Here is a 20,182-nt window from a genome sequence, read left to right on the forward strand (position 1 = left end):
TAGCGAATTTAAGGTTCAGTTGCCCGCATGTTTTAGCATATTTTACAAAATTTATTCATTAGTTATTTTTAATGGACAAAAGTGGTATTTATATTTAAGCTAATGTATTGATAAGCTTTTTAAGCTGTTTTGTTGATATGTGTGGCTTGACTCTCTCAATTGTTTAGACTAATAAGTAAATAGTTTGTTGTGCAATTCTCACATAGATCAAGATGATATTGTAATAGTATTCAAGCATGACCTTCCAACTGGCATCTTGCTTTAAAACTACCATTTTCAAGGATGAAAGCATGCAGATCCGACTAGCTTCAGAATTAGATACCGACGTTTTAGTTAATTTATTTGATGACTATAGACAATCTATGGGGTTTAAATCTGAACCTAAGAAATGTCGTCAATTTATAACTAATCGTTTGGTTGAGAATGATTCGATGATTCTTGTGGCATGGGAGCAACAAAAGTGTCTCGGTTTTGTTCAACTTTATCCTTCCTATTCTTCACTGTTACTTAAACCGGTTTGGTATTTTGACGATGTCTTTGTCGATACATCTCATCGTGGTGAAGGAGTAGCAATTCAGTTGATTGAAAAAGCGAAAATGTTGGCCCAAGGCACAGATGTTATGCTGGTTAAGCGTACTAAAGTACTTAAAAGCGAACTAGAGAGTAATTTATCCAACATGACCGAATCAGAAGGGATGTATTTGTATCATTCAAAACTGTGAATAAATTTATTAAATTGTAAGCTAGCATCTGACCTTTGGAAGTTGATAAAATGCCAAAGGTTTTTTTATGTCCGAGGGTTTTAGGTTGAACAAGAGTTTAGTGACAAATGTCATTGCCGCAGCATTAGTGTTGATTGGCTATTTTGCAGAAATCACCATGGTATTTACCATAGGGTTATTTGCGTTATCTGGCGCAGTAACCAACTGGCTAGCTGTGCACATGTTATTTGAAAAAGTCCCCGGCTTATATGGTTCAGGTGTTATACCTTCTCGATTTGAAGAGTTTAAAGCGGGTATAAAGCATTTAATGATGGAGCAATTTTTTACTCAAGAAAACATCGATCGCTTGTTGACTCAAAACAGTAGCAGCGCCATTGATTTAACTCCTGTAATAGATAAAGTGGATCTTGAACCATCATTTGATGCTTTAGTGACGACAGTTGAAAACTCTTCGTTCGGCGGCATGTTATCTATGTTTGGTGGTACTGAAGCGCTAATACCGCTGAAAGAACCTTTCATTGATAAAATGAAACAGTCTCTGACTGAGCTCACTCAAAGTGAAGAGTTTAATCAAATTTTGATTAATGAACTTGAGCAGCCTAATGTCATGGCTGACTTGCAAGATAAAGTATCAAATATTGTAGACCAGCGTCTTGATGAGTTAACTCCAGAGATGGTTAAAGATATTATTCAAGAAATGATCCGCAAGCATTTGGGCTGGTTAGTTGTCTGGGGTGGAGTTTTCGGCGGTTTGATTGGTGCAGTCGCGGCATTTTTACAGTCGTAATCTATGAGCCCGTACTTTTGAGTATCAGCTTTTACATTTGAGTTTATGAAACTGAATATTTGCACATAGAACTATGCCTATTTCATTTTATTTCTGATAAAACCATGGTCTTAGATATTCTTGCCATGGTTTTGTCATTTATATACTGCGCTGCATAAGCTAACGCGGTTACATTTAAGTTCGACATACTCTAATAATTATTCTATTTTGAACTAAGAAGTCTCGACACTTTCAAAGCCTGAACGTTGGGCGAATTTGCTAGTTATTATCGATAATTCGTTTAACACTTTATATCGTCAAATTCTTCCCAAAAATATCTATATTACTTAAGGGGTTACTTATGTCTCAACATCATAAAATTAACTACTTAGAAATTCCTGCCCTAGATTTAGTCAAAACAAAAGCATTTTTTACTGAAGTGTTTGGTTGGCATTTTAAGGATTACGGCCCCGAATATAGCTGCTTTTTGGATGTGGGTATAGATGGTGGCTTTTACCAAGCAGAGCAGGGGTTTAGTCTAAACACGGGCTGCCCGTTAATTGTGCTTTATAGCCAATGTCTTGAAACCAGTGAGCGTAAAGTTTTAGCGGCTGGTGGCGCAATTCTTAAGCCTGTATTTAGTTTCCCTGGCGGTAAACGATTTCATTTTGCAGATATTAATGGGAATGAATATGCCGTCTGGTCTGAATGAGCCTAGATCGCCTTGTGTGGCCAATTGCTGTTTAAATGAAAATGATGTTTGTCTAGGCTGCCATCGCACCCATCAAGAGATTTTAGCCTGGCATAAGATGAACTACAGTGATAAAACAGCGCACTTAGCTGATTTGGCTGAGCGTGCGCGTTTGATTAAGAAACCAGTATTTTTAGCTGAATAACAGTTTGCAAGAATAGGCTTAGCGTAACCGCCTATTCAGAAGGTTATGCTTTAAACATTCCCTTTTCTTAAGCTTCAACTTCTGTTTTGAACAAGGAAAACCCACGGGCTTGATAGTTTTTTAGCGCGCTAGGGTGATCAAGTGAGCAAGTATGAACCCAAACTCTTTGAGTGTTATCAAGAGCCCAGGCTTGTTCTATGGCTTGGCTAAGTAAGTATCCGCCCATACCTTTACCAATAAAGCGCACTCCTAAGCCGAAATACATAATCTCAACAGTGCCATTATCTTGCTGCTGCAGCTCAAAATAACCTGCTGGAGATCCCTCAAAGTAGGCCACATACAAATGAAGCTTGGTATCTTCACTGTAATCTTGCCACTGCTTATCTGTCCAAGCCAATTTGTCAGTCCACTCCCAAGCAGCGCCGACAAACTGATACAGAAAACGGTTAAATTCATATTGCGGCACTGCTGCTTTAGTGACGATTAGCCCTTTGGGATCTGTCTTGGCTTGAAGCTGACTTGTTTGGGTCATCTCTAAATGGAATATAGTCACATCAGACATTGAAAACCTTTTAAATTAGTAGGATTTTAGAGAGTTAACTTGTTTGTTCTAAAGCTGGATTATCTTTAATCATCACTAAAACTGCAATATATAATAACGCTAGCGGTGGAATGAAAGCGAATAGGAAACCTACCACAGCAGCAATTCTTGGCGAAGTGGTCTTTTTTGTGGCCAATTTTAAACTAGCCCAAGTAATGAAAATGGTAAAAGGTAGCCAAAGTACGATAAGTAATTGCCCTAAGTAACCGGCATTGATTGACATGATTTAATCCTTTAAATATGTTGATTGTCAAAGACTAGAATATATCAAACGAATAAAAAAGCCACCGAGAAGGTGGCTTTGATATTAACGCTTAACTTTCTATTGGGTGTCGCGTCCGGGTTACAAACCTTAATTAATAAGCGCTGTCATGGACATTTTTTACAGCACGACCTGATGGATCGTTAATTCCTTGTAAGCTTTCATCCCAAAGTAACGCCTCTGGTGTTGAACAAGCTACTGTTTTGCCACCAGGTACCGTTTCTGCAGCTGATTCTAGTGGGAAGAACTCTTCAAAGAAACTACGGTAGTAATATGCTTCTTTAGATTCTGGTGTGTTGTACGGGAATCTAAATTTAGCGTTGGCCAGTTGTAAGTCATCGACTTGCTCTGCTGCAATGTCTTTAAGGCCATCAATCCAAGAGTAACCAACACCGTCGCTGAATTGCTCTTTTTGACGCCATACCACTTCATGTGGCAATGCATGTTCAAAGGCTTCACGTAAGATGTTTTTCTCAATACGACCATCTTTAGACATTTTGGCTTCAGGGTTAATGCGCATAGCAACATCCATAAACTCTTTGTCTAAGAAAGGAACGCGGGCTTCAAGTCCCCACGCTGCCATTGCTTTGTTTGCTCGTAAGCAGTCGAACAAATGAAGTTTATACAGTTTACGTACTAACTCTTCATGGAATGCTTGTGCATTTGGCGCTTTATGGAAGTATAAGTAACCACCAAATAATTCATCAGCGCCTTCACCTGATAACACCATTTTGATGCCCATGGCTTTAATTTTACGGGCCATTAAGTACATTGGCGTTGCAGCGCGTATCGTGGTGACATCATAAGTTTCTAAATGGTAAATCACTTCTTTAATCGCATCTAAACCTTCTTGGAAAGTGAAATGGATTTCGTGGTGAATCGTACCAATATCGTCAGCAACTTTTTTCGCTGCAATTAAATCTGGCGCACCTTCTAAACCGACTGCAAATGAATGTAGTTGTGGCCACCAAGCATCGGTTTCACTGTCGTTTTCAATACGACGTTTAGCAAACGTTTGTGTAATTGCCGAAATAACTGATGAATCTAGACCACCTGATAATAAAACGCCATAAGGTACATCAGACATAAGTTGACGTTTTACTGCAGCTTCTAGTGCATCACGTAATTCATCTTTACTTGCAGGGTTGTCTTTAACTGCATCATAGTCACGCCAATCACGTTGGTAGTATTGGGTTAAATCAGCATCTTCAGAATAGTGGTAATGACCTGGTTTAAACTCTTCTACAGTCTTACATACAGGCATTAGTGCTTTCATTTCAGAGGCAATGTAGTAGTTACCTAAGCTATCGCGGCCAGAGTAAAGTGGGATAATGCCCATGTGATCACGGCCAATTAAAAAGGCATCTTTTGTTTTGTCGTAAAGAACGAAAGCAAAAATACCGTTTAGCTTGTCTAAAAAGTCTACGCCGTATTCTTGGTATAAAGCTAAGATGACTTCACAGTCTGAGTTAGTTTTGTATCGGTACTTTTCACCTAACTCTTCTTTAAGTTGTTTATGGTTATAAATTTCACCATTTACTGCTAAAACGATACTGTCATCTTCACTGATTAATGGCTGAGCTCCATGGTCAACGTCAACAATCGCAAGACGTTCATGGGCAAGGATTGCTTTATCATCAGCATAAACACCTGACCAATCTGGTCCACGGTGACGTAATAGCTTTGACATTTCTAAAGCCACTTGACGCAGTTCTTTAGCGTCTGATTGAATATCTAAAATCGAAAAAATTGAACACATAATGTGGCTCCAGAAAACGTAAAACAAACTTAATAATCTTTATCTGGGATTCACTTTGACAGCATTTTACGCAAGGTTCAATAGCGTTTATTGAATTATTCTCATCACTTTAGCGCTTTTAGTGGTGTTAATATGTTTTTGTGTGGCGTGATTTTGAGGATCGTTTAATAATTGAATTAGATTATTGTTGAATATTGATTTTTGCCCGATTATTCCATAAACCTATTTGAGATTATGGAATCATAACGAGCTAAATTAAAACGGTGATAAAAGTGATTTATTTGCTGTTAATTTAAACAAAAATCCCTTGGGAGATTTCACCAAGGGATATTGTTGTAAAATAAGTGGAGCTAGCTGAGTCAGTCTTTAGCTGGTCGTAAACTGTTAAACTCCGACCCATTGTAATACCCAGGCCAATCTTGATTATTAGCCAGCGCTTGTGCAGCTTGATAGTAAACAGCTAAGTCTTGCAATGCGCCAGATAAATCCCAATCAGCTCGATAATGGTCGCAGACATTGTGATAACAACCTTTCATTTGTGCCTGCATAGCCTCTTTATATTGTGCAGTGGCTTCATCTAGCGGAACACTGCCGCCACCGGCAAATACTGCAGGTACGCCCAGTTTTGCAAAGCTAAAATGATCTGAGCGGAAGAATCCGCCTGATGCAGGGTTACGTTCACGGGTTGCAGCTCTGTTTTGCCCTTTAGCAGCTTCTATTAAGTATGCTTCAAGTTCAGACTGACCTTTACCAACGATTGTGTAATCTTGGGTTTTACCGTAAACATTTGTGCTGTCTAAGTTAAACACTGCAACGGTTTTATCAATCAGGTAGATTGGGTTTGCTGCGTAATAACGCGAACCGAGTAAACCTTGTTCTTCACCTGTTGTTGCAATAAAGGTCAGCGAACGTTTTAGCCCATTACCTTGTTTTGCTTGCGCTGCAAACTGGCGAGCGATTTCTAAAATACCAGCGGTACCCGATGCATTATCAAGTGCGCCATTATAGATGTTATCGCCATCTTTTGTTTCATCAATACCAATATGATCCCAGTGAGCTGTAAACAAAATATGTTCTTGGGCGGCATCACTACCTGGAAGTGTTGCAACAACATTATAGCTGTCTGCGTATTCAGCTTTACTGGAAAAACTAATGTCGGCGGTTTGGTTTAATTCTAAATTAATCGCGCTATCTGCTGCGCGTGCCATTAATGGTTCTAGTTCAAAGCCAGCTTTTTTGAACAAGGCTTTAGCGCTGTCCATTGTTATCCACCCTTCAACATCAATACGTGCGTCTTGTACTTCTTGACTGAAGACCAAATCTTGTTGAGCGCCAGTCCAACTGTTTTCAACGACTGCCCATGGGTAAGATGCTGGGGCAGTATCATGGATGATAATGGCACCTAATGCCCCTTGGCGACTGGCTTCTTCAAACTTGTAACTCCAACGACCATAGTAAGTCATAGCTTTGCCGTTGAACTTATCGGATTCAGGATGGGCAAATCCTGGGTCATTCACTAAGATAACTGCGATTTTTCCTTTCATATCGAGGTCTTGATAATCGTTCCACTGATACTCAGGTGCATTAACGCCATAACCAACAAAAACGAGTGGGGCATCTTTAATATCAACGCCGCCTTTGTCATGACGGGTGCTTAACACGATATCCTCTCGGTAGTTCATGCTAATACCAGCCAAGCTAATTTTTTGCGCTTCGCTTGCGGTATAACTCACCATAGGCACTGGTTGTAGATAGGTATCTTGGTATGTTGTGTCTAATCCCATTTCTTTAAAAGCGACTGACAAATAGTCTAATGTGAGCTTTTCGCCCTTTGTCGTGGGTGCGCGGCCTTCAAATTCATCTGAAGAAAGGGTTTTTATATCGTTTCGAAAACGAGCTTCATCAAAACTTATCGCTGAGGTCGTTTCTGCTTTAGCAGCTACCTGAGTAGTCACTGATTCGGTTTTATCCGAACTTTGTGGGCTACATGCACTTAATAAGGCAAGCGCACATAAAGGGAGTAATTGCTTCATAGGTAATCCTATTGTTATTTTTAGATTATATCGGGGCCAGAATTCAGAAAATAACGTAACGATTTCATAGGTGAACTTCTTTCAATGAATTCACGATTCAGGCACACAAGGGTTATTACTATGAAGGCATAATGAATCAAGCAAATATCTCAAACAAGTGTCCAAGCCTGAAATTATGTTACCTAATGTTAACCGAATGAATGTGTAGCAGATTCATCTAAATAATAGTGGTTTAACAGAGCATTACAGTGAGACTGTTATCACTGAATGCTCTGTAAACTTAAATAGAATGAGGTTGAGTCTTTAGCTAGGATATAGACTTAGCTTAGGCTTAATTCTGTTTTAACTTAGCTTTAGCTTTAGCTTTATCTTGGTTTTAACTGTGTCTTAGACCACATCGATATCGCCAGCACATTTAAATACATGGTTAGGTCTGAACGGTTCTTTATCGATACCGGCCATTTGACTGACACCGCTGGTCACTAAAATCGTTTCAAGACCCGCTTGAAAACCGGCCAATATATCGGTGCGCATGTTGTCACCAATAATGACGGTATTTTCTGAATGCCCTTTAATGTGGTTTAACGCCGAACGTATGATCCATGAGCTTGGTTTGCCCACATAAAAAGGCTTTTTACCTGTAATGCGTTCGATAGGCGAGCATAAAGCGCCACAAGCTGGACTGTATGCCGGGCCATGGGTATCGGGATTTGTGGCAATAAAACGAGCACCATCAGCGATAAAGCGCGACGCTTTGTGGATCATGTCCCAGTTAAATGAGCGAGTCTCACCGACAATCACAAAGTCAGGATTAATATCAGTAATCGTAAAGCCAGCATTATAAAGCTCGTGAGTCAGGGCACCTTCACCAATAACGTATGCTTTACTGCCTTTTTGGTGCTTTAAAAAGTCCGCTGTAGCCATTGCTGATGTGTAAAAACAAGTTTCAGGAACATTAATTCCAGCAGCGCCAAGACGGTTTTGTAAGTCTTTGCCAGTTTGGACGGGGTAGTTGGTAAGAATAACCAGAGGGTTACCTTGTTCGAGCACTCTATGGATAAATTTATCACTTCCAGGAATGAGCTTGTTGTCGTGCAGTAAAACGCCATCGATATCGCAGATAATATTTTTCATTGATTGCTCTTTATTGATGAATGCATTCACATCTAAAAGTATTTTTAACTAAAAAACAATCAAAAGGCTCACGCTTTAAACAAAAAAGAGGCTAAATAGCCTCTTTTGTCGTCATCACTAAGCTGTAAAACGGTGCTCTAGTGTTTTAATACATCGCACTCTGAGCGAGTTAGCAGATTTAACATTCAACAATATTAACCGCTAATCCACCTTTGGCGGTTTCTTTGTATTTACTGCGCATATCTTTACCGGTATCCATCATGGTTTTAATCACTTTATCTAAGCTTACTTTATGATTACCGTCACCTCGAAGTGCCATACGCGAAGCGTTAATGGCTTTAACAGCACCCATTGCGTTGCGCTCAATACAAGGCACTTGCACTAAGCCGCCGACAGGATCGCATGTGAGACCGAGATTATGTTCCATACCGATTTCAGCGGCATTTTCTACATGTTCGACTGTGCCGCCCATGATTTCAGTTAATGCAGCAGCAGCCATTGAGCAAGCTACGCCCACTTCACCTTGGCAACCGACCTCTGCACCCGAAATAGAGGCATTTTTCTTATATAAAATACCAATAGCTGCGGCAGTTAATAGATAGCGACAACATACATCAATGTCCACTTCTTGCACGAAGGTGTGGTAATAACACAGTACAGCAGGGATGATACCTGCAGCGCCATTAGTCGGCGCTGTAACCACACGATCACCCGCGGCATTTTGTTCATTAACTGACAGCGCGAATAAATCAACCCAATCCATTGCCGTTAATGGATCCATGTTATTACGGCCTTCAGCTTGCAAACGACGATAAAGCGCAGGGGCGCGGCGACGAAGTTTTAAGCCACCAGGTAACATGCCTTCTTTTTGATAACCACGTTCGATACAGTTTTTCATGGTTTGCCAGATATCCCACAAACCTTGTTTTACGTCTTCTTCAGAGGCGATGCTGAGCTCATTAGCCATCATAAGTGATGAGATACTTAACCCGTTATCACAACACACATCTAATAATTGGCTTGCAGAATCAAAGTCATAAGGAGCTGATTTGATTGGGGTAGCAGGGGATGCGTTAGTTTGGGTTATTTCATCTTCATCAAGAATGAAACCGCCACCCACTGAGTAATAAGTTCGTTCATATATGCATTCACCTTGGCTAAATGCATATAAGGTCATCGCGTTAGCATGAGCAGGTAAACTTTTGCGGCGATGATAGGTAATGCCGTTATCACGGGTAAATTTAACTGGGCGTCCATCTGCGAGTATCAATGTTTGATTAGCGGAGACTTGCTCAAGAATGTTATCAATGGCATCAGTATCAACGGTATCAGGATCTTCACCCATTAGGCCTAAAATAACCGCTTTACCTGTACCATGACCTTTACCTGTCTGGCCTAACGAACCAAACAGTTCTGAACGTAATTCATCGGTTGTTTCTAACAAACCTTGGTTTGCTAAATGCTGCATAAACAGCTTACCGGCTTTCATTGGTCCGACAGTATGGGAACTCGATGGCCCTATACCGATTTTGAACATATCAAATACGCTAATCATTGTTATCAACCTATATACTCAGTCGTTTATTATTATAGTCGTTTATTATTTTACCGTGGCGGTTGAGAAAGCTAAAAATCAGCTTAACAATTCTTGGTTAACTGTATCTCTAGCCTTTGTTTCTCTGCATAATAGTCGTTATTAAAAACAGACTTTTTAGCAGTATTTGCCTAACGGCTTTTCAAACTTTGCTTGTTATTTTACTGAGTATCCCATACTTTTTATTAGATCGCGCATTAGATTTATTTATGCGATGAACTTCAGATTAGTTGAAGTTATTGTAACCAAGATCACAGTGGCGACTATTTTGTAATATGGACAATCAAGGGCTTAGCGTTACGGTATTAATAGGAGTACGCGTGAGTTATTTAATGATGGATTTAGCTGGACTCAGAGTCAGCGAAGAAGAAGCGGTTTTATTACAGCACCCACAAGTGGGTGGAATTATTTTATTTACCCGTAATTTTTCTAATAAAGCGCAGCTGATAGAGCTTGTGAAGTCGGTACGCAGGATTCGTGCTGATTTATTGATTGCAGTTGATCACGAAGGTGGCCGAGTACAACGCTTTAGAGAAGAGTTTACCCTTATCCCTGCAATGGGAGATATATTGCCAGCAGCCAAAGGTGATATGGCATTAGCGCAGCGCTGGAGCAAAGAACTTGGCTTCTTGATGGCTATCGAATTGCTTGCCTGTGATATCGACTTAAGTTTTGCCCCAGTTCTTGATGTTAATGGCATTAGTGACGTAATTGGAACACGAAGTTTTAGTCCTAACCCTGATGACGTGAGTGCATTAGCTTCAAGCTTTATTGATGGAATGAATCAAGCCGGCATGGCTGCTGTTGGTAAGCACTTTCCTGGTCACGGCAGCGTTAAAGCCGATACTCATGTGGCAATGGCTGAAGATAACCGCCCTAAAGAAGACATCTTTAACCATGATATTAAGCCATTCAAACAGCTGATGGCTAAACAACAGCTTAATGGGGTGATGCCAGCACATGTGGTTTATACACAGGTGGATTCTAATCCAGCGGGCTTTTCATCTTATTGGCTTCAAGATGTATTGCGCCAAGATTTAGCATTTGATGGGGTTATTTTTTCAGACGATTTAGGTATGAAAGGGGCTTCATTTGCCGGTGATTATTTAGGGCGTGCCCAAGCTGCATTATCTGCAGGCTGCGATATGATTTTGGTATGTAATGACCCAGAAGGGGTGAAAACGTTATTGTCGGAGTTCACTTGGCCTGCACAGGGGCCAAAATCAAATGCCCAGCGACTTAAAGCGGATATGGCGCAAGTGATGATTGGTCTTGGCTCAACTGAGCGTTGGGAAAAAGCGCAGATGTTAGCCAAGCAAATTTTGGCTAAGTGATTACTTTTATCAGCTAGTTGATTGAGAAAGAGACTTTTTAACTGACTAATTACAACGGTGGTGTAAGGGACTTTTTGCGATTTGCTAAAGAGAAACTTTCCGTTTGGTTAATTGCTGAGCAGTTAAACTTTAATTGTTAGCATAAATGTTGTGGGTGTGTTACAAAATGATACAGGTGAGTTTAACATGCGACTTAAACTCATTTATATCAATGTCATATTATTTGCAAATTTTTGCTTAATACAGCTAGCCGAATGGTTAGCTGTTTTTTTATGTAAAAAAACCGAATGTATTGTTAATACGATACATTCGGTTTTAATTTTTGCTAAAGCTACTTACTAAATGCTTAATCAAGCCAGCATTTAATTAAGCTGATTTTGAGTCGAATCGATGCCAGAAGCCATCGCTTCAGTTACAGGTTCAGCATTTAATTCAATCTGTGAATCATCCTCAAGTACTAAATCTACAGGCTTAGTCGTCGTAGGTTGTTCCATCTTTCTGATTTGCATGATAATCCCCATGTTTGGGTGATCAAAATAATGCACTTCACCAGATCTTACCCGACGGTTTTGAACCATAGGAATAGATTGTAGGAATGGGCTCATGACTTTCTCATCATTGCCATCGGTACTGTATTGATAGTAATCGTTAGTGTTAGTCTGCTTTTGAATAGGCTTACGCAAGGCAAGGTTGGTTTCAATAAACAAATAATGGCTAAGATAAATATTAATATTTCCGTCTAGTTCCCATACTGGTTCAGTTTGCGGCTCATCAACAAAACTGCCAAACGATGAAGAGAAATCAAATGTAGTGAATTCATCTTCAATTTCTTCTGTAACAGGGTGTCCTGCATAATCAAATTCTTCTGAGAAGTCTTTACCTGCAAAAATACGAATAGGTCTAGCACGGTTGCGTGACTGCATATCTTGCTGCCAAGTTAAGTGCAATAAACTGCGCACATCTTTCTCACGACGAACCGTTTTAATGATTTCTGCAAATTCACTTTGAGACTCAGCTAATAGCAGGGGGCCTTCTTCTAAATAAGCCACTTGAGGCTCACTAGCTGCAATTGATAATGGTACTTGGCTTGGGAAAGTCGTTTTATTTGCACTGACTAATGGGTCTTGGCAATCGACTTCACTGCTGGTCCAGTCTGTAGAGGTACAACCCGCTAAACCTAGCGCAACACCGGTAATGTCATTACTGATCATTGGCGTGATTAAGTCGATATTCTTGCGGTTAGCAGGCATTGCAGTGTTTTCTTGCCACTGCTCTAAGCTGTTTGACTGTCTTTCGAATACAAATACTTCAACCTCAAACCAAGATTTTGCTTGAGCTTGAATCGATACAGTCATCGCTGTTAAAGCGGCAATGGAAATAGCAAAGTTACGCAGCACTATTTAGTTTCTCCAATACGGTGTTTAGCTAATTGCTCTAACAATGTCTTAATTAAGTCTAGACGTTGTTTGCTTGTTTCTGCAGGCATAGTGAACTTTAACTTATTTGAGCCTTCCATTCGATAAGTTTGTGGCTGGCTTTGTAATAAACCAATGATAAACATAGGGTCAATTTTATGGTCGTCAGTAAATTCGATACTGCCGCCTTTAGCATGCATTTCAATTTTACTTGCACCCAGTGCAGTCGCTTGGTGCTTATAAAGGGTAAGCTCCATTAAATTACGGGTCGCATCAGGCAGTAAGCCAAAGCGGTCAATAAACTCAACTTTAAGCTCATCAAGCATTTTTTCGGTTTCGCAATTGGCAATACGTTTGTATAAAGACAAACGCATATTAACGTCGGATACATAATCATCCGGCAATAATGCTGGAATACGTAAGTCCACTTCACATTGAGAATTAAGCATGTAAGCGAGTGAAGGCTCTTTGCCTTCTTTTAATGCTTTTACTGCTGATTCAAGCATTTCCATATAAAGACTGAAGCCAATTTTTGAAATATGGCCACTTTGTTCGTCACCAAGTAACTCGCCAGCGCCGCGGATTTCTAAATCTTGAGTTGCAAGCATGAATCCTGCGCCTAAATCTTCTAATGCATCAATGGCGGCAAGACGTTTACGGGCATCTGCACTCATAAGCTTAGGGTGCGGGGTCATCAAATAAGCGTAGGCTTGATGATGCGAGCGACCGACACGGCCACGCAGTTGATGTAACTGAGCTAAGCCAAATTTATCAGCGCGATCAATAATGATGGTGTTTGCACTAGGAACATCAATACCGGTTTCAATAATCGTGGTACAAACCAAAACGTTAAATCGCTGGTGGTAGAACTCTGACATCACTTTTTCAAGTTCACGTTCACGCATTTGCCCATGGGCCGTAACGACTCGGGCCTCAGGCAGTAACTCACGAATGTCTTGGGCGCATTTTTCGATGGTTTCAACGTTATTATGTAAAAAGTAAACCTGACCACCACGGAGGATCTCACGTAAAATGGCTTCTCTTACTGTTGCGATATCGTATTCACGGACAAAAGTTTTAACCGCTAAACGTTTAGCGGGTGGCGTGGCGATAATTGATAAATCACGCATGCCAGACATGGCCATGTTTAAAGTACGTGGAATTGGCGTCGCAGTTAAGGTGAGAATATCGACATTGGCACGTAATGCTTTGATTTTCTCTTTTTGACGCACACCAAAGCGGTGCTCTTCGTCAATCACTAATAAACCCAAATTATCAAAGTTTGCTTCAGCCTGAAGTAGTTTGTGGGTACCAATAACGATATCCACTTTACCTTCTGATAGCTGTTGTAATACTTGGTTTTGCTCTTTTAAGGAACGAAAACGCGACATCACCTCAATCACCACAGGCCAATCGGCAAAACGGTCTTTAAAGTTCTCATAATGCTGCTGGGCAAGTAGGGTAGTTGGCACGAGCACGACCACTTGTTTGCCAGCATTGACGGCGACAAATGCGGCGCGCATGGCCACTTCGGTTTTACCAAAACCAACATCACCACAGACTAATCTGTCCATTGCCATTGGAGTTTGCATGTCAGTTAAAACAGCTTCAATAGCCGTTTCTTGATCGACGGTTTCTTCAAATGGGAAACCTTGGGCAAACTGGGCATATTCCTCAGCTTCAATTTTCATCGCATCGCCAGGGCGAGCTTGTCTACGTGCATAAACATCGAGTAATTCAGCTGCCACATCGCGAATTTTTTCAATGGCTTTTTTCTTGGCTTTCGCCCAAGTTTCATTGCCAAGTTTATTTAAGCTAGGCGTTTCATCGGCGCCGACACTGTAACGGCTGATTAAATGCAAAGAAGATACTGGGACGTAAAGTTTGTCGCCGCCTGTGTATTCAAGCTGTAAATATTCAGCGACAAGACCGCCTGTATCGAGTGTCACTAAGCCTTTATAAAGAGCAACACCGTGCTCAAGGTGGACAATGGGCTCACCGACTTTTAGTTCTGCAAGGTTTTTAACTAATACATCAGAACTAACTTGCTTTTGTTTTTCTCGGCGGCGTTGCTGTGAAATTCGTTGACCAAATAACTCGGTCTCACAAATAATACTAACTTCACCTTTAGGCGAGTCATGGATGACACAACCACGAGACAGCGGTGACACCACAAGGCCAATATTGTCTTTTACCGTTTTGGCATTGAGGTATTCATCAAGATGAGCAAATAGCTTGGGCTTAATGTCTATTTTGGCTAATAGTTCGATTAAAGCTTCGCGGCGGCCTTCTGATTCTGCACAAAACACCAGCAGCTTATTGTTTTCGCTGTATTGTTGCAGGTTAATCAGCGGCTGCTTTAATTTATGATTGGCATTAATGTCGGGCAATGCAGAGACATTAGCAGGCTGCGCTTTAGTATTTTCTTCAGTGCTTAACGCAAACTGTGAACGCTGATAATTTTTAAACAGCGCAAAGAGCTCATCAATCAGTAAATAAAGCTCTTGCGGGGCTAAAAGGGGTCTTAATGGATCTACACGTCTGTCTTCATAACGAGCATTAATCTCAGTTAAGTGATTTTGACTGGCTTGCTCGATATCGCCTAAAGTGATCAGCTGCGTGTTCTCTGGCAGATAATCAAATAAGTTGGCGGAGTCATCAAAAAATAGCGGCAAGTAGTTCTCAATACCCGCTGGCATTAAGTTGCGGCTCACTAATTGATATACAGATTCTGCTTCTTTAGAGATGACTTCAAAGCGGCGACGATAACGTTGTCTAAAGCCTTCAATACCAGCAGCGTCCGTAGGAAACTCTTTTGCTGGCAACATACGCACCGCATCGACTTCTTGTTTCGAGCGCTGGGTATCTACATCAAAATAGCGAATTGACTCAACTTCATCATCAAACAATTCTATACGTAATGGTTCATCAGAACCTGTTAGAAAGATATCCATAATCGAGCCGCGAATAGCAAACTCACCGTGTTCATAGACTTGGTCAACTAAATAGTAACCTGTATCTGTCAGGTGCTGCCTAACTTGCTGCAAGCTATAGGTATCACCTTTTTTGAGCAACATGACATTAGCGGTCAAAAACGACTTAGGTGGCAACTTCACCATTAAAGTGTTCACCGGCACAATAATGACATTGTGCTGGCTTTGACTCATTTGAGCTAACGTTTCTAAACGTTGAGAAATCAAATCCTGATGAGGGGAGAAACTGTCATAAGGCAAGGTTTCTCTATCGGGAAATAAACACACATTGACATCAGACTGAGACAATAAATAGGCGAGTTCCACTTCCAGTTGTAATGCACTTGGTGTGTCGCTGGTAACGATTAAACTGGTGCCAGAATGCTGGGTGATTAAACTCGCAAGCGTTATGGCTTGGGAAACGCCCCCTAGAGTAGATAAGGTCTGAAATTGTTGGCCTTTTTTGACACTAGGCGGTGTTAACACGCTAAAATTCTTCATTGAATTACTAAGTTGGCTTCTATAAATGGGTGATTTATCCCGTTTGATTATTTAATACCAGTGGTAATAAATAGTCTAAATGGGTCATAACCAAGGCAAGCTTCCTCGCTGCCTTTATTGCTGGCAGCTATTATAAGCGAGCAAAAGCTAAGTTGCAGGAAATATTCGTTAGTCAGCAGCTTGTTGGCGGTTTTGTTTACGCATCTTAAGCATTTTTTGTTGCACATTTAAGCTGGCTTTAACTAATTGTTCGACGTCAGCATCCAATATTTGGCTAAATTCAAGGCTAATGTTGTAGCTTTCAGTGTTAGCGGCTTCGTTAGCTGTATCAGCGTTTTGAGAATCAGAGCTTTGGCATTGAGTCACCTGACATAAACATAAAATCGCCACCAGTTCACTGCTGATATAGATGGAAGTTTTAAAGTAATCGCCGACGTTTAATGGTGTGTCTGACTTTAAGTTAATTCCGCTGCCACCAAAATGAGAGCCTTGGAATTGCTCACCAGACTGAACTTCTTTTTCTAACACATGATGTAACACTAAATCGACTTTACGGGATTGAAGCTTTAAAAAGTCCACTACGGCTTTAGCATCGTTATCTAAACTGCGTAGTTGTAAAAGGCAGCTTGCTTCAAGCTCTTTCACTTCTGAAAGCAGCTTTAAGCCAACTGATTGCATTGAACGCAAGTCTTCTTCGGTTGGGATCCCTTTCGATTCAGGCCAAGTTTCAAGGTAGACATTAAATTGATGAGGCACAGTAAAATATGCATTGGATTCAGTGAACAAGGTTTGCCTCTTTATTTATCAAACTAATACCCCTATTATCATGCTCATCTTTATCATTTAGCAAGTTTTAGCCCACTTGCTTAATTAAATGGTTGTTTTTTATTCCAATAAACACCTTTTTAATTCAAATTACGTCTGGGATGCATTTTTCTTTATGAATTTTCGGTTTTCATTATTTATTGGTTACCGCTATTGGCGCACAAGAAAAGCCAATGCTTTTGCATCTTTCATTACTCTATTTGCCGTTTCAGGAATTTTCTTAGGTGTGGCTGCGCTGATTATTGTCAGCTCAGTAATGAATGGTTTAGAAGGCCAGCTTAAAGAACGGATCCTTGGTGCAGTTCCGCAACTTACCTTAGTCAATGAGGCTGGTTTCAGTGACTGGCAACAACAAACTCAATCATTAACTGCCCAATCACAAATACATGGACTTGCGCCTACAGTGACCACGCAAGCTATGGTGCAATCCAGTCAAAACATTAGCGCTGTGCAAGTGTATGGCGTATTTCCTGAGTTTGAGCAAAACCTATCTGCGATTATTGCCAATACCTATTCTAGTGCTTTCGAGCAGCTCACGCCTGGCAGTTATAACATTGTGTTAGGCAGCGAACTTGCACGAAAATTATCGATAAATATTGGTGATAAAGTCAGGTTACTTAGTGGCGACGGTGTGGTGTATTCACCGCTTGGCCCTGTTCCCAGTCAGCGTAAGTTTACTGTAGCAGGGGTGTTTGAAATGGGCTCGCAAGTCGATTCAGCGCTAGCCTATATTCACTATAAAGATGCCAGACGTTTAATGCGGTTAAAGCCAAGTGAAATCAACGAACTTCGTGTTTATTTAGCTGACCCTTTTTCGGCGCCGCAAATGGGCGAAAATTTAGTGACTGAATTTAAACAGCAAGGAATTACTATCACGACTCGAGATTGGCGTGATGATTTCGGCCATTTATTTGCAGCTGTAAAAATGGAAAAGAACATGATGTCGCTGATGTTGTCACTGATTGTGGCTGTCGCCGCGTTTAATATCGTGTCAGCATTAGTGATGATGGTAATAGATAAAACCACGGATGTGGCAGTGCTAAAAACTCAAGGTCTGACAACGCAAGCTGTGATGAATATTTTTATTGTTCAGGGGTCACTCAATGCTGTCATTGGTCTCGCTTTGGGCGCACTCGCAGGTGTAACGATTACCCTGAATTTGAACATGATACTGAATGTGCTGGGTATTTCAGTACTTGGCACTGGCCAAATGTTACCTGTTGCTATTTCAGTTCCCCAAATTGCTATCATCGTTGTAGGCACCTTAGCAATGACGCTTATTGCCACCATTTACCCTGCATTAACCGCTGCTCGAGTTCAGCCTGCAACCGCATTGAGATATGAATAATGAATAATGAACGCCCTGTGATTTTGCAAGTGAGCAACGTAAGTAAACAATTCCATGATGGTGAAAACACCACCAAAGTACTGACGAATGTTGACTTGAACGTATTCAAAGGTGAGCAACTTGCCATCGTCGGTAGCTCTGGATCGGGCAAAAGTACCTTACTGCATATTATGGGAACACTCGATATTCCGACATCCGGTGAAGTTTTACTCGATGGCGAGAATTTATACCAACTAAATGCCACTCGTCAGGCAGAAATCCGTAACCAAGATTTAGGCTTTATTTATCAGTTCCATCATTTATTACCTGAATTTTCGGCACTTGAAAATGTAGCCATGCCAGCGTTTATACAAGGTCGAGATAAAAAGCAAACTTTAAAAGAAGCGACAGAGTTACTTGAGCGAGTAGGGTTAGGGCACCGTTTACAACATATTCCAGCACAGCTTTCGGGCGGAGAACGCCAACGCGTAGCTATTGCTCGGGCACTCATCAATAAACCTAAGCTGGTACTTGCAGATGAACCTACGGGTAACTTGGATGCCAACAGTGGTGACAGCGTTTATTTGCTTATTCGTGAACTTGCTCAGCAATTAGGGACAGCGTTTGTGGTGGTCACTCACGACTATAAACTTGCTGCCAAAATGGACCGACAACTGACGATGAAAGATGGCGTTTTGCAAACTTTGCATGACTCACCATTAAACGAAGCCAATTCCGTGGAAAATAGCTAATGAAATCACTATTGCCGCTGACAATAGGTTGGCGATTTTATCGTGCTAGGCAGTCTAATGGATTTATTGGATTCATTTCATTTGCCTCGACAGCGGGCATTGCGCTTGGTGTTGCAGTGCTTATTTTGTTGTTATCTGCCATGAATGGTTTTGAACGTGAATTAGAACAACGCTTATTAGGCGTGGTTTCTCACGGTGAGTTACTCAGTGTCAACGAGCCATTACATGATTGGCAAGGGATCGCTGAAACGGCCAAGCAAATGCCAGAAATTGTAGCAACAGCACCGTTTATTCGGCTGCAAGGTTTAGTGCAAAAGCCGGGCGGATTTCAAGGCATAGAGCTAACTGGTATAGAACCTGAATTTGAACAGCATGTATCAACACTCGCTGAATTTATGTCAACTGATAGCTGGAATGCATTAGACGAACCCGTTAATAACATTGTCTTAGGCCGCAGTTTATTAGATAAATTAGGCTTAAGTGTTGGCGATACATTATCTATGTATACCCCAGATATGAGTCAATCGAACAAATTGTCTGCCGCTAAAAGTCACCGATTTATTGTGGCGGGAGTTTATGATTTAGGCGGCGAAATCGAATCGACTCAAGCTTATGTGTCGATGTCATATCTTGCAAAGGTATTAAAAATCCCACAAGGCTCTGCTACTGGGCTTAGGATCACGGTAAATAATGTTTTCAGTGCACCAAGAATAACCCGTGACTTAGGCTATGCTCAAAACCAGTATTTACACTTAAACAACTGGACTCGTTCTCAAGGTCATTTATATCAAGATATTCAATTAGTCAGAATGGTAATGTATCTGGTGTTAGCGCTGGTTATTGCGGTGGCGTGCTTTAATATTGTTTCGACATTAGTGATGGCTGTTAGAGATAAAAGTGCCGAAATTGCGATTTTAATGACCATGGGCTTAAAGCGCGGCGCAGTTATGGCGATATTCATCATGCAAGGTGGCTTAAATGGCTTATTGGGCTGCTCCATTGGCGCAATCATCGGGGTCATATTAGCAACTAACTTAAGTACCTTTGCCAGTTTCATAGAGCAGTCATTTGGTATTCAGTTATTGGCTTCTGATATTTATTTTATTGACTTTTTACCCTCTGAATTACAACAACAAGATGTGATTGTGGTGGTGGGAATGGGGCTGGTAATGAGTTTACTCGCCACCATTTACCCTGCATATAAAGCGACTAAAATAGCCCCAGCATCAGCGCTTGCAGGTCGTTAAAGCTTAATCTCAGTATAAAAGTGCACATACGATAAACGAAAA

The 20,182-nt window shown here is 40.9% G+C and carries 17 protein-coding genes; 8 read left to right on the forward strand and 9 right to left on the reverse strand.

What is annotated here, in order from left to right; translation table 11 throughout:
- The first annotated feature begins 290 nt into the window (after nucleotides 1-290).
- The 4 genes from AC0L4E_RS06810 (at nucleotide 291) to AC0L4E_RS06825 (ending at nucleotide 2,384) form a co-directional block, all read left to right on the forward strand.
- Entirely contained in the window at nucleotides 291-722 is a 432-nt protein-coding gene (locus AC0L4E_RS06810; RefSeq protein ID WP_473678553.1) for a GNAT family N-acetyltransferase, read from the forward strand.
- Nucleotides 723-807: 85 nt separating this feature from the next.
- A complete protein-coding gene (locus AC0L4E_RS06815) occupies nucleotides 808-1,509 on the forward strand; it encodes a DUF445 domain-containing protein (protein WP_473681554.1) in 702 nt (233 codons plus the stop codon).
- Nucleotides 1,510-1,849: 340 nt separating this feature from the next.
- On the forward strand, nucleotides 1,850-2,200 hold the full coding sequence (locus AC0L4E_RS06820; RefSeq protein ID WP_473678554.1) for a VOC family protein: 351 nt from the start codon (nucleotides 1,850-1,852) through the stop codon (nucleotides 2,198-2,200).
- A complete protein-coding gene (locus tag AC0L4E_RS06825; RefSeq protein ID WP_473681556.1) occupies nucleotides 2,175-2,384 on the forward strand; it encodes a DUF1289 domain-containing protein in 210 nt (69 codons plus the stop codon). Before AC0L4E_RS06820 ends, AC0L4E_RS06825 begins: the two co-directional genes overlap by 26 nt.
- 67 nt (nucleotides 2,385-2,451) lie before the next feature.
- On the opposite strand, the gene AC0L4E_RS06830 is transcribed toward AC0L4E_RS06825, so the two are convergent.
- The 6 genes from AC0L4E_RS06830 to AC0L4E_RS06855 form a co-directional block, all read right to left on the reverse strand.
- Entirely contained in the window at nucleotides 2,452-2,946 is a 495-nt protein-coding gene (locus AC0L4E_RS06830; protein ID WP_473678555.1) for a GNAT family N-acetyltransferase, read from the reverse strand.
- Nucleotides 2,947-2,980: 34 nt separating this feature from the next.
- A complete protein-coding gene (locus AC0L4E_RS06835; protein ID WP_473678556.1) occupies nucleotides 2,981-3,208 on the reverse strand; it encodes a hypothetical protein in 228 nt (75 codons plus the stop codon).
- Between the two features lie 133 nt (nucleotides 3,209-3,341).
- Nucleotides 3,342-5,006 (reverse strand): asparagine synthase B, encoded by a 1,665-nt coding sequence (asnB, locus tag AC0L4E_RS06840; RefSeq protein WP_473678557.1) that lies wholly within the window; start codon nucleotides 5,004-5,006, stop codon nucleotides 3,342-3,344.
- A gap of 359 nt (nucleotides 5,007-5,365) precedes the next feature.
- Nucleotides 5,366-7,039, reverse strand: a complete 1,674-nt coding sequence (locus AC0L4E_RS06845; protein WP_473678558.1) for a M28 family metallopeptidase — start codon at nucleotides 7,037-7,039, stop codon at nucleotides 5,366-5,368.
- A 387-nt stretch (nucleotides 7,040-7,426) separates the two neighbouring features.
- On the reverse strand, nucleotides 7,427-8,173 hold the full coding sequence (locus tag AC0L4E_RS06850) for an HAD-IIA family hydrolase (RefSeq protein WP_473678559.1): 747 nt from the start codon (nucleotides 8,171-8,173) through the stop codon (nucleotides 7,427-7,429).
- A 178-nt stretch (nucleotides 8,174-8,351) separates the two neighbouring features.
- Nucleotides 8,352-9,728 carry an L-serine ammonia-lyase gene (locus tag AC0L4E_RS06855; RefSeq protein WP_473678560.1) on the reverse strand — a complete coding sequence of 459 codons (1,377 nt, stop codon included), beginning with the start codon at nucleotides 9,726-9,728 and terminating at the stop codon, nucleotides 8,352-8,354.
- Between the two features lie 359 nt (nucleotides 9,729-10,087).
- On the opposite strand from AC0L4E_RS06855, the gene nagZ reads away from it, so the two are divergent.
- Nucleotides 10,088-11,101, forward strand: a complete 1,014-nt coding sequence (nagZ, locus tag AC0L4E_RS06860; RefSeq protein WP_473678561.1) for a beta-N-acetylhexosaminidase — start codon at nucleotides 10,088-10,090, stop codon at nucleotides 11,099-11,101.
- Nucleotides 11,102-11,463: 362 nt separating this feature from the next.
- On the opposite strand, the gene AC0L4E_RS06865 is transcribed toward nagZ, so the two are convergent.
- The 3 genes from AC0L4E_RS06865 to AC0L4E_RS06875 form a co-directional block, all read right to left on the reverse strand.
- Entirely contained in the window at nucleotides 11,464-12,498 is a 1,035-nt protein-coding gene (locus AC0L4E_RS06865) for a peptidoglycan binding protein CsiV (protein WP_473678562.1), read from the reverse strand.
- On the reverse strand, nucleotides 12,498-15,989 hold the full coding sequence (gene mfd / locus AC0L4E_RS06870; protein ID WP_473678563.1) for a transcription-repair coupling factor: 3,492 nt from the start codon (nucleotides 15,987-15,989) through the stop codon (nucleotides 12,498-12,500). The genes AC0L4E_RS06865 and mfd overlap by 1 nt, the downstream gene beginning before the upstream one ends.
- Before the next feature lie 168 nt (nucleotides 15,990-16,157).
- Nucleotides 16,158-16,775, reverse strand: a complete 618-nt coding sequence (locus AC0L4E_RS06875) for a hypothetical protein (RefSeq protein ID WP_473678564.1) — start codon at nucleotides 16,773-16,775, stop codon at nucleotides 16,158-16,160.
- A 154-nt stretch (nucleotides 16,776-16,929) separates the two neighbouring features.
- Between AC0L4E_RS06875 and AC0L4E_RS06880 the strand changes: the two genes are divergently transcribed.
- The 3 genes from AC0L4E_RS06880 to lolE are packed head-to-tail and all read left to right on the forward strand — an operon-like array spanning nucleotide 16,930 to nucleotide 20,140.
- Entirely contained in the window at nucleotides 16,930-18,162 is a 1,233-nt protein-coding gene (locus AC0L4E_RS06880; RefSeq protein ID WP_473678565.1) for a lipoprotein-releasing ABC transporter permease subunit, read from the forward strand.
- Complete coding sequence (gene lolD, locus AC0L4E_RS06885; RefSeq protein ID WP_473678566.1) at nucleotides 18,162-18,893, forward strand: lipoprotein-releasing ABC transporter ATP-binding protein LolD; 732 nt, start codon at nucleotides 18,162-18,164, stop codon at nucleotides 18,891-18,893. The genes AC0L4E_RS06880 and lolD overlap by 1 nt, the downstream gene beginning before the upstream one ends.
- The gene (gene lolE, locus AC0L4E_RS06890; protein ID WP_473678567.1) at nucleotides 18,893-20,140 is read left to right on the forward strand and encodes a lipoprotein-releasing ABC transporter permease subunit LolE; all 1,248 of its coding nucleotides are present in this window, start codon (nucleotides 18,893-18,895) and stop codon (nucleotides 20,138-20,140) included. Before lolD ends, lolE begins: the two co-directional genes overlap by 1 nt.
- The last annotated feature ends 42 nt before the right edge of the window (nucleotides 20,141-20,182 follow it).

The sequence above is a fragment of the Shewanella sp. GJ50-10 genome (assembly GCF_055808815.1).

Bases quoted from the DNA above. Each gene is read 5' to 3' on its own strand.
- AC0L4E_RS06845 (WP_473678558.1), bottom strand. From the start codon at position 7,039: ATGAAGCAATTACTCCCTTTATGTGCGCTTGCCTTATTAAGTGCATGT.
- AC0L4E_RS06880 (WP_473678565.1), top strand. From the start codon at position 16,930: ATGAATTTTCGGTTTTCATTATTTATTGGTTACCGCTATTGGCGCACA.
- AC0L4E_RS06825 (WP_473681556.1), top strand. From the start codon at position 2,175: ATGAATATGCCGTCTGGTCTGAATGAGCCTAGATCGCCTTGTGTGGCC.
- AC0L4E_RS06810 (WP_473678553.1), top strand. From the start codon at position 291: ATGCAGATCCGACTAGCTTCAGAATTAGATACCGACGTTTTAGTTAAT.
- lolD (WP_473678566.1), top strand. From the start codon at position 18,162: ATGAATAATGAACGCCCTGTGATTTTGCAAGTGAGCAACGTAAGTAAA.
- AC0L4E_RS06855 (WP_473678560.1), bottom strand. From the start codon at position 9,728: ATGATTAGCGTATTTGATATGTTCAAAATCGGTATAGGGCCATCGAGT.
- AC0L4E_RS06820 (WP_473678554.1), top strand. From the start codon at position 1,850: ATGTCTCAACATCATAAAATTAACTACTTAGAAATTCCTGCCCTAGAT.
- AC0L4E_RS06850 (WP_473678559.1), bottom strand. From the start codon at position 8,173: ATGAAAAATATTATCTGCGATATCGATGGCGTTTTACTGCACGACAAC.
- lolE (WP_473678567.1), top strand. From the start codon at position 18,893: ATGAAATCACTATTGCCGCTGACAATAGGTTGGCGATTTTATCGTGCT.
- AC0L4E_RS06830 (WP_473678555.1), bottom strand. From the start codon at position 2,946: ATGTCTGATGTGACTATATTCCATTTAGAGATGACCCAAACAAGTCAG.
- mfd (WP_473678563.1), bottom strand. From the start codon at position 15,989: ATGAAGAATTTTAGCGTGTTAACACCGCCTAGTGTCAAAAAAGGCCAA.
- asnB (WP_473678557.1), bottom strand. From the start codon at position 5,006: ATGTGTTCAATTTTTTCGATTTTAGATATTCAATCAGACGCTAAAGAA.
- AC0L4E_RS06835 (WP_473678556.1), bottom strand. From the start codon at position 3,208: ATGTCAATCAATGCCGGTTACTTAGGGCAATTACTTATCGTACTTTGG.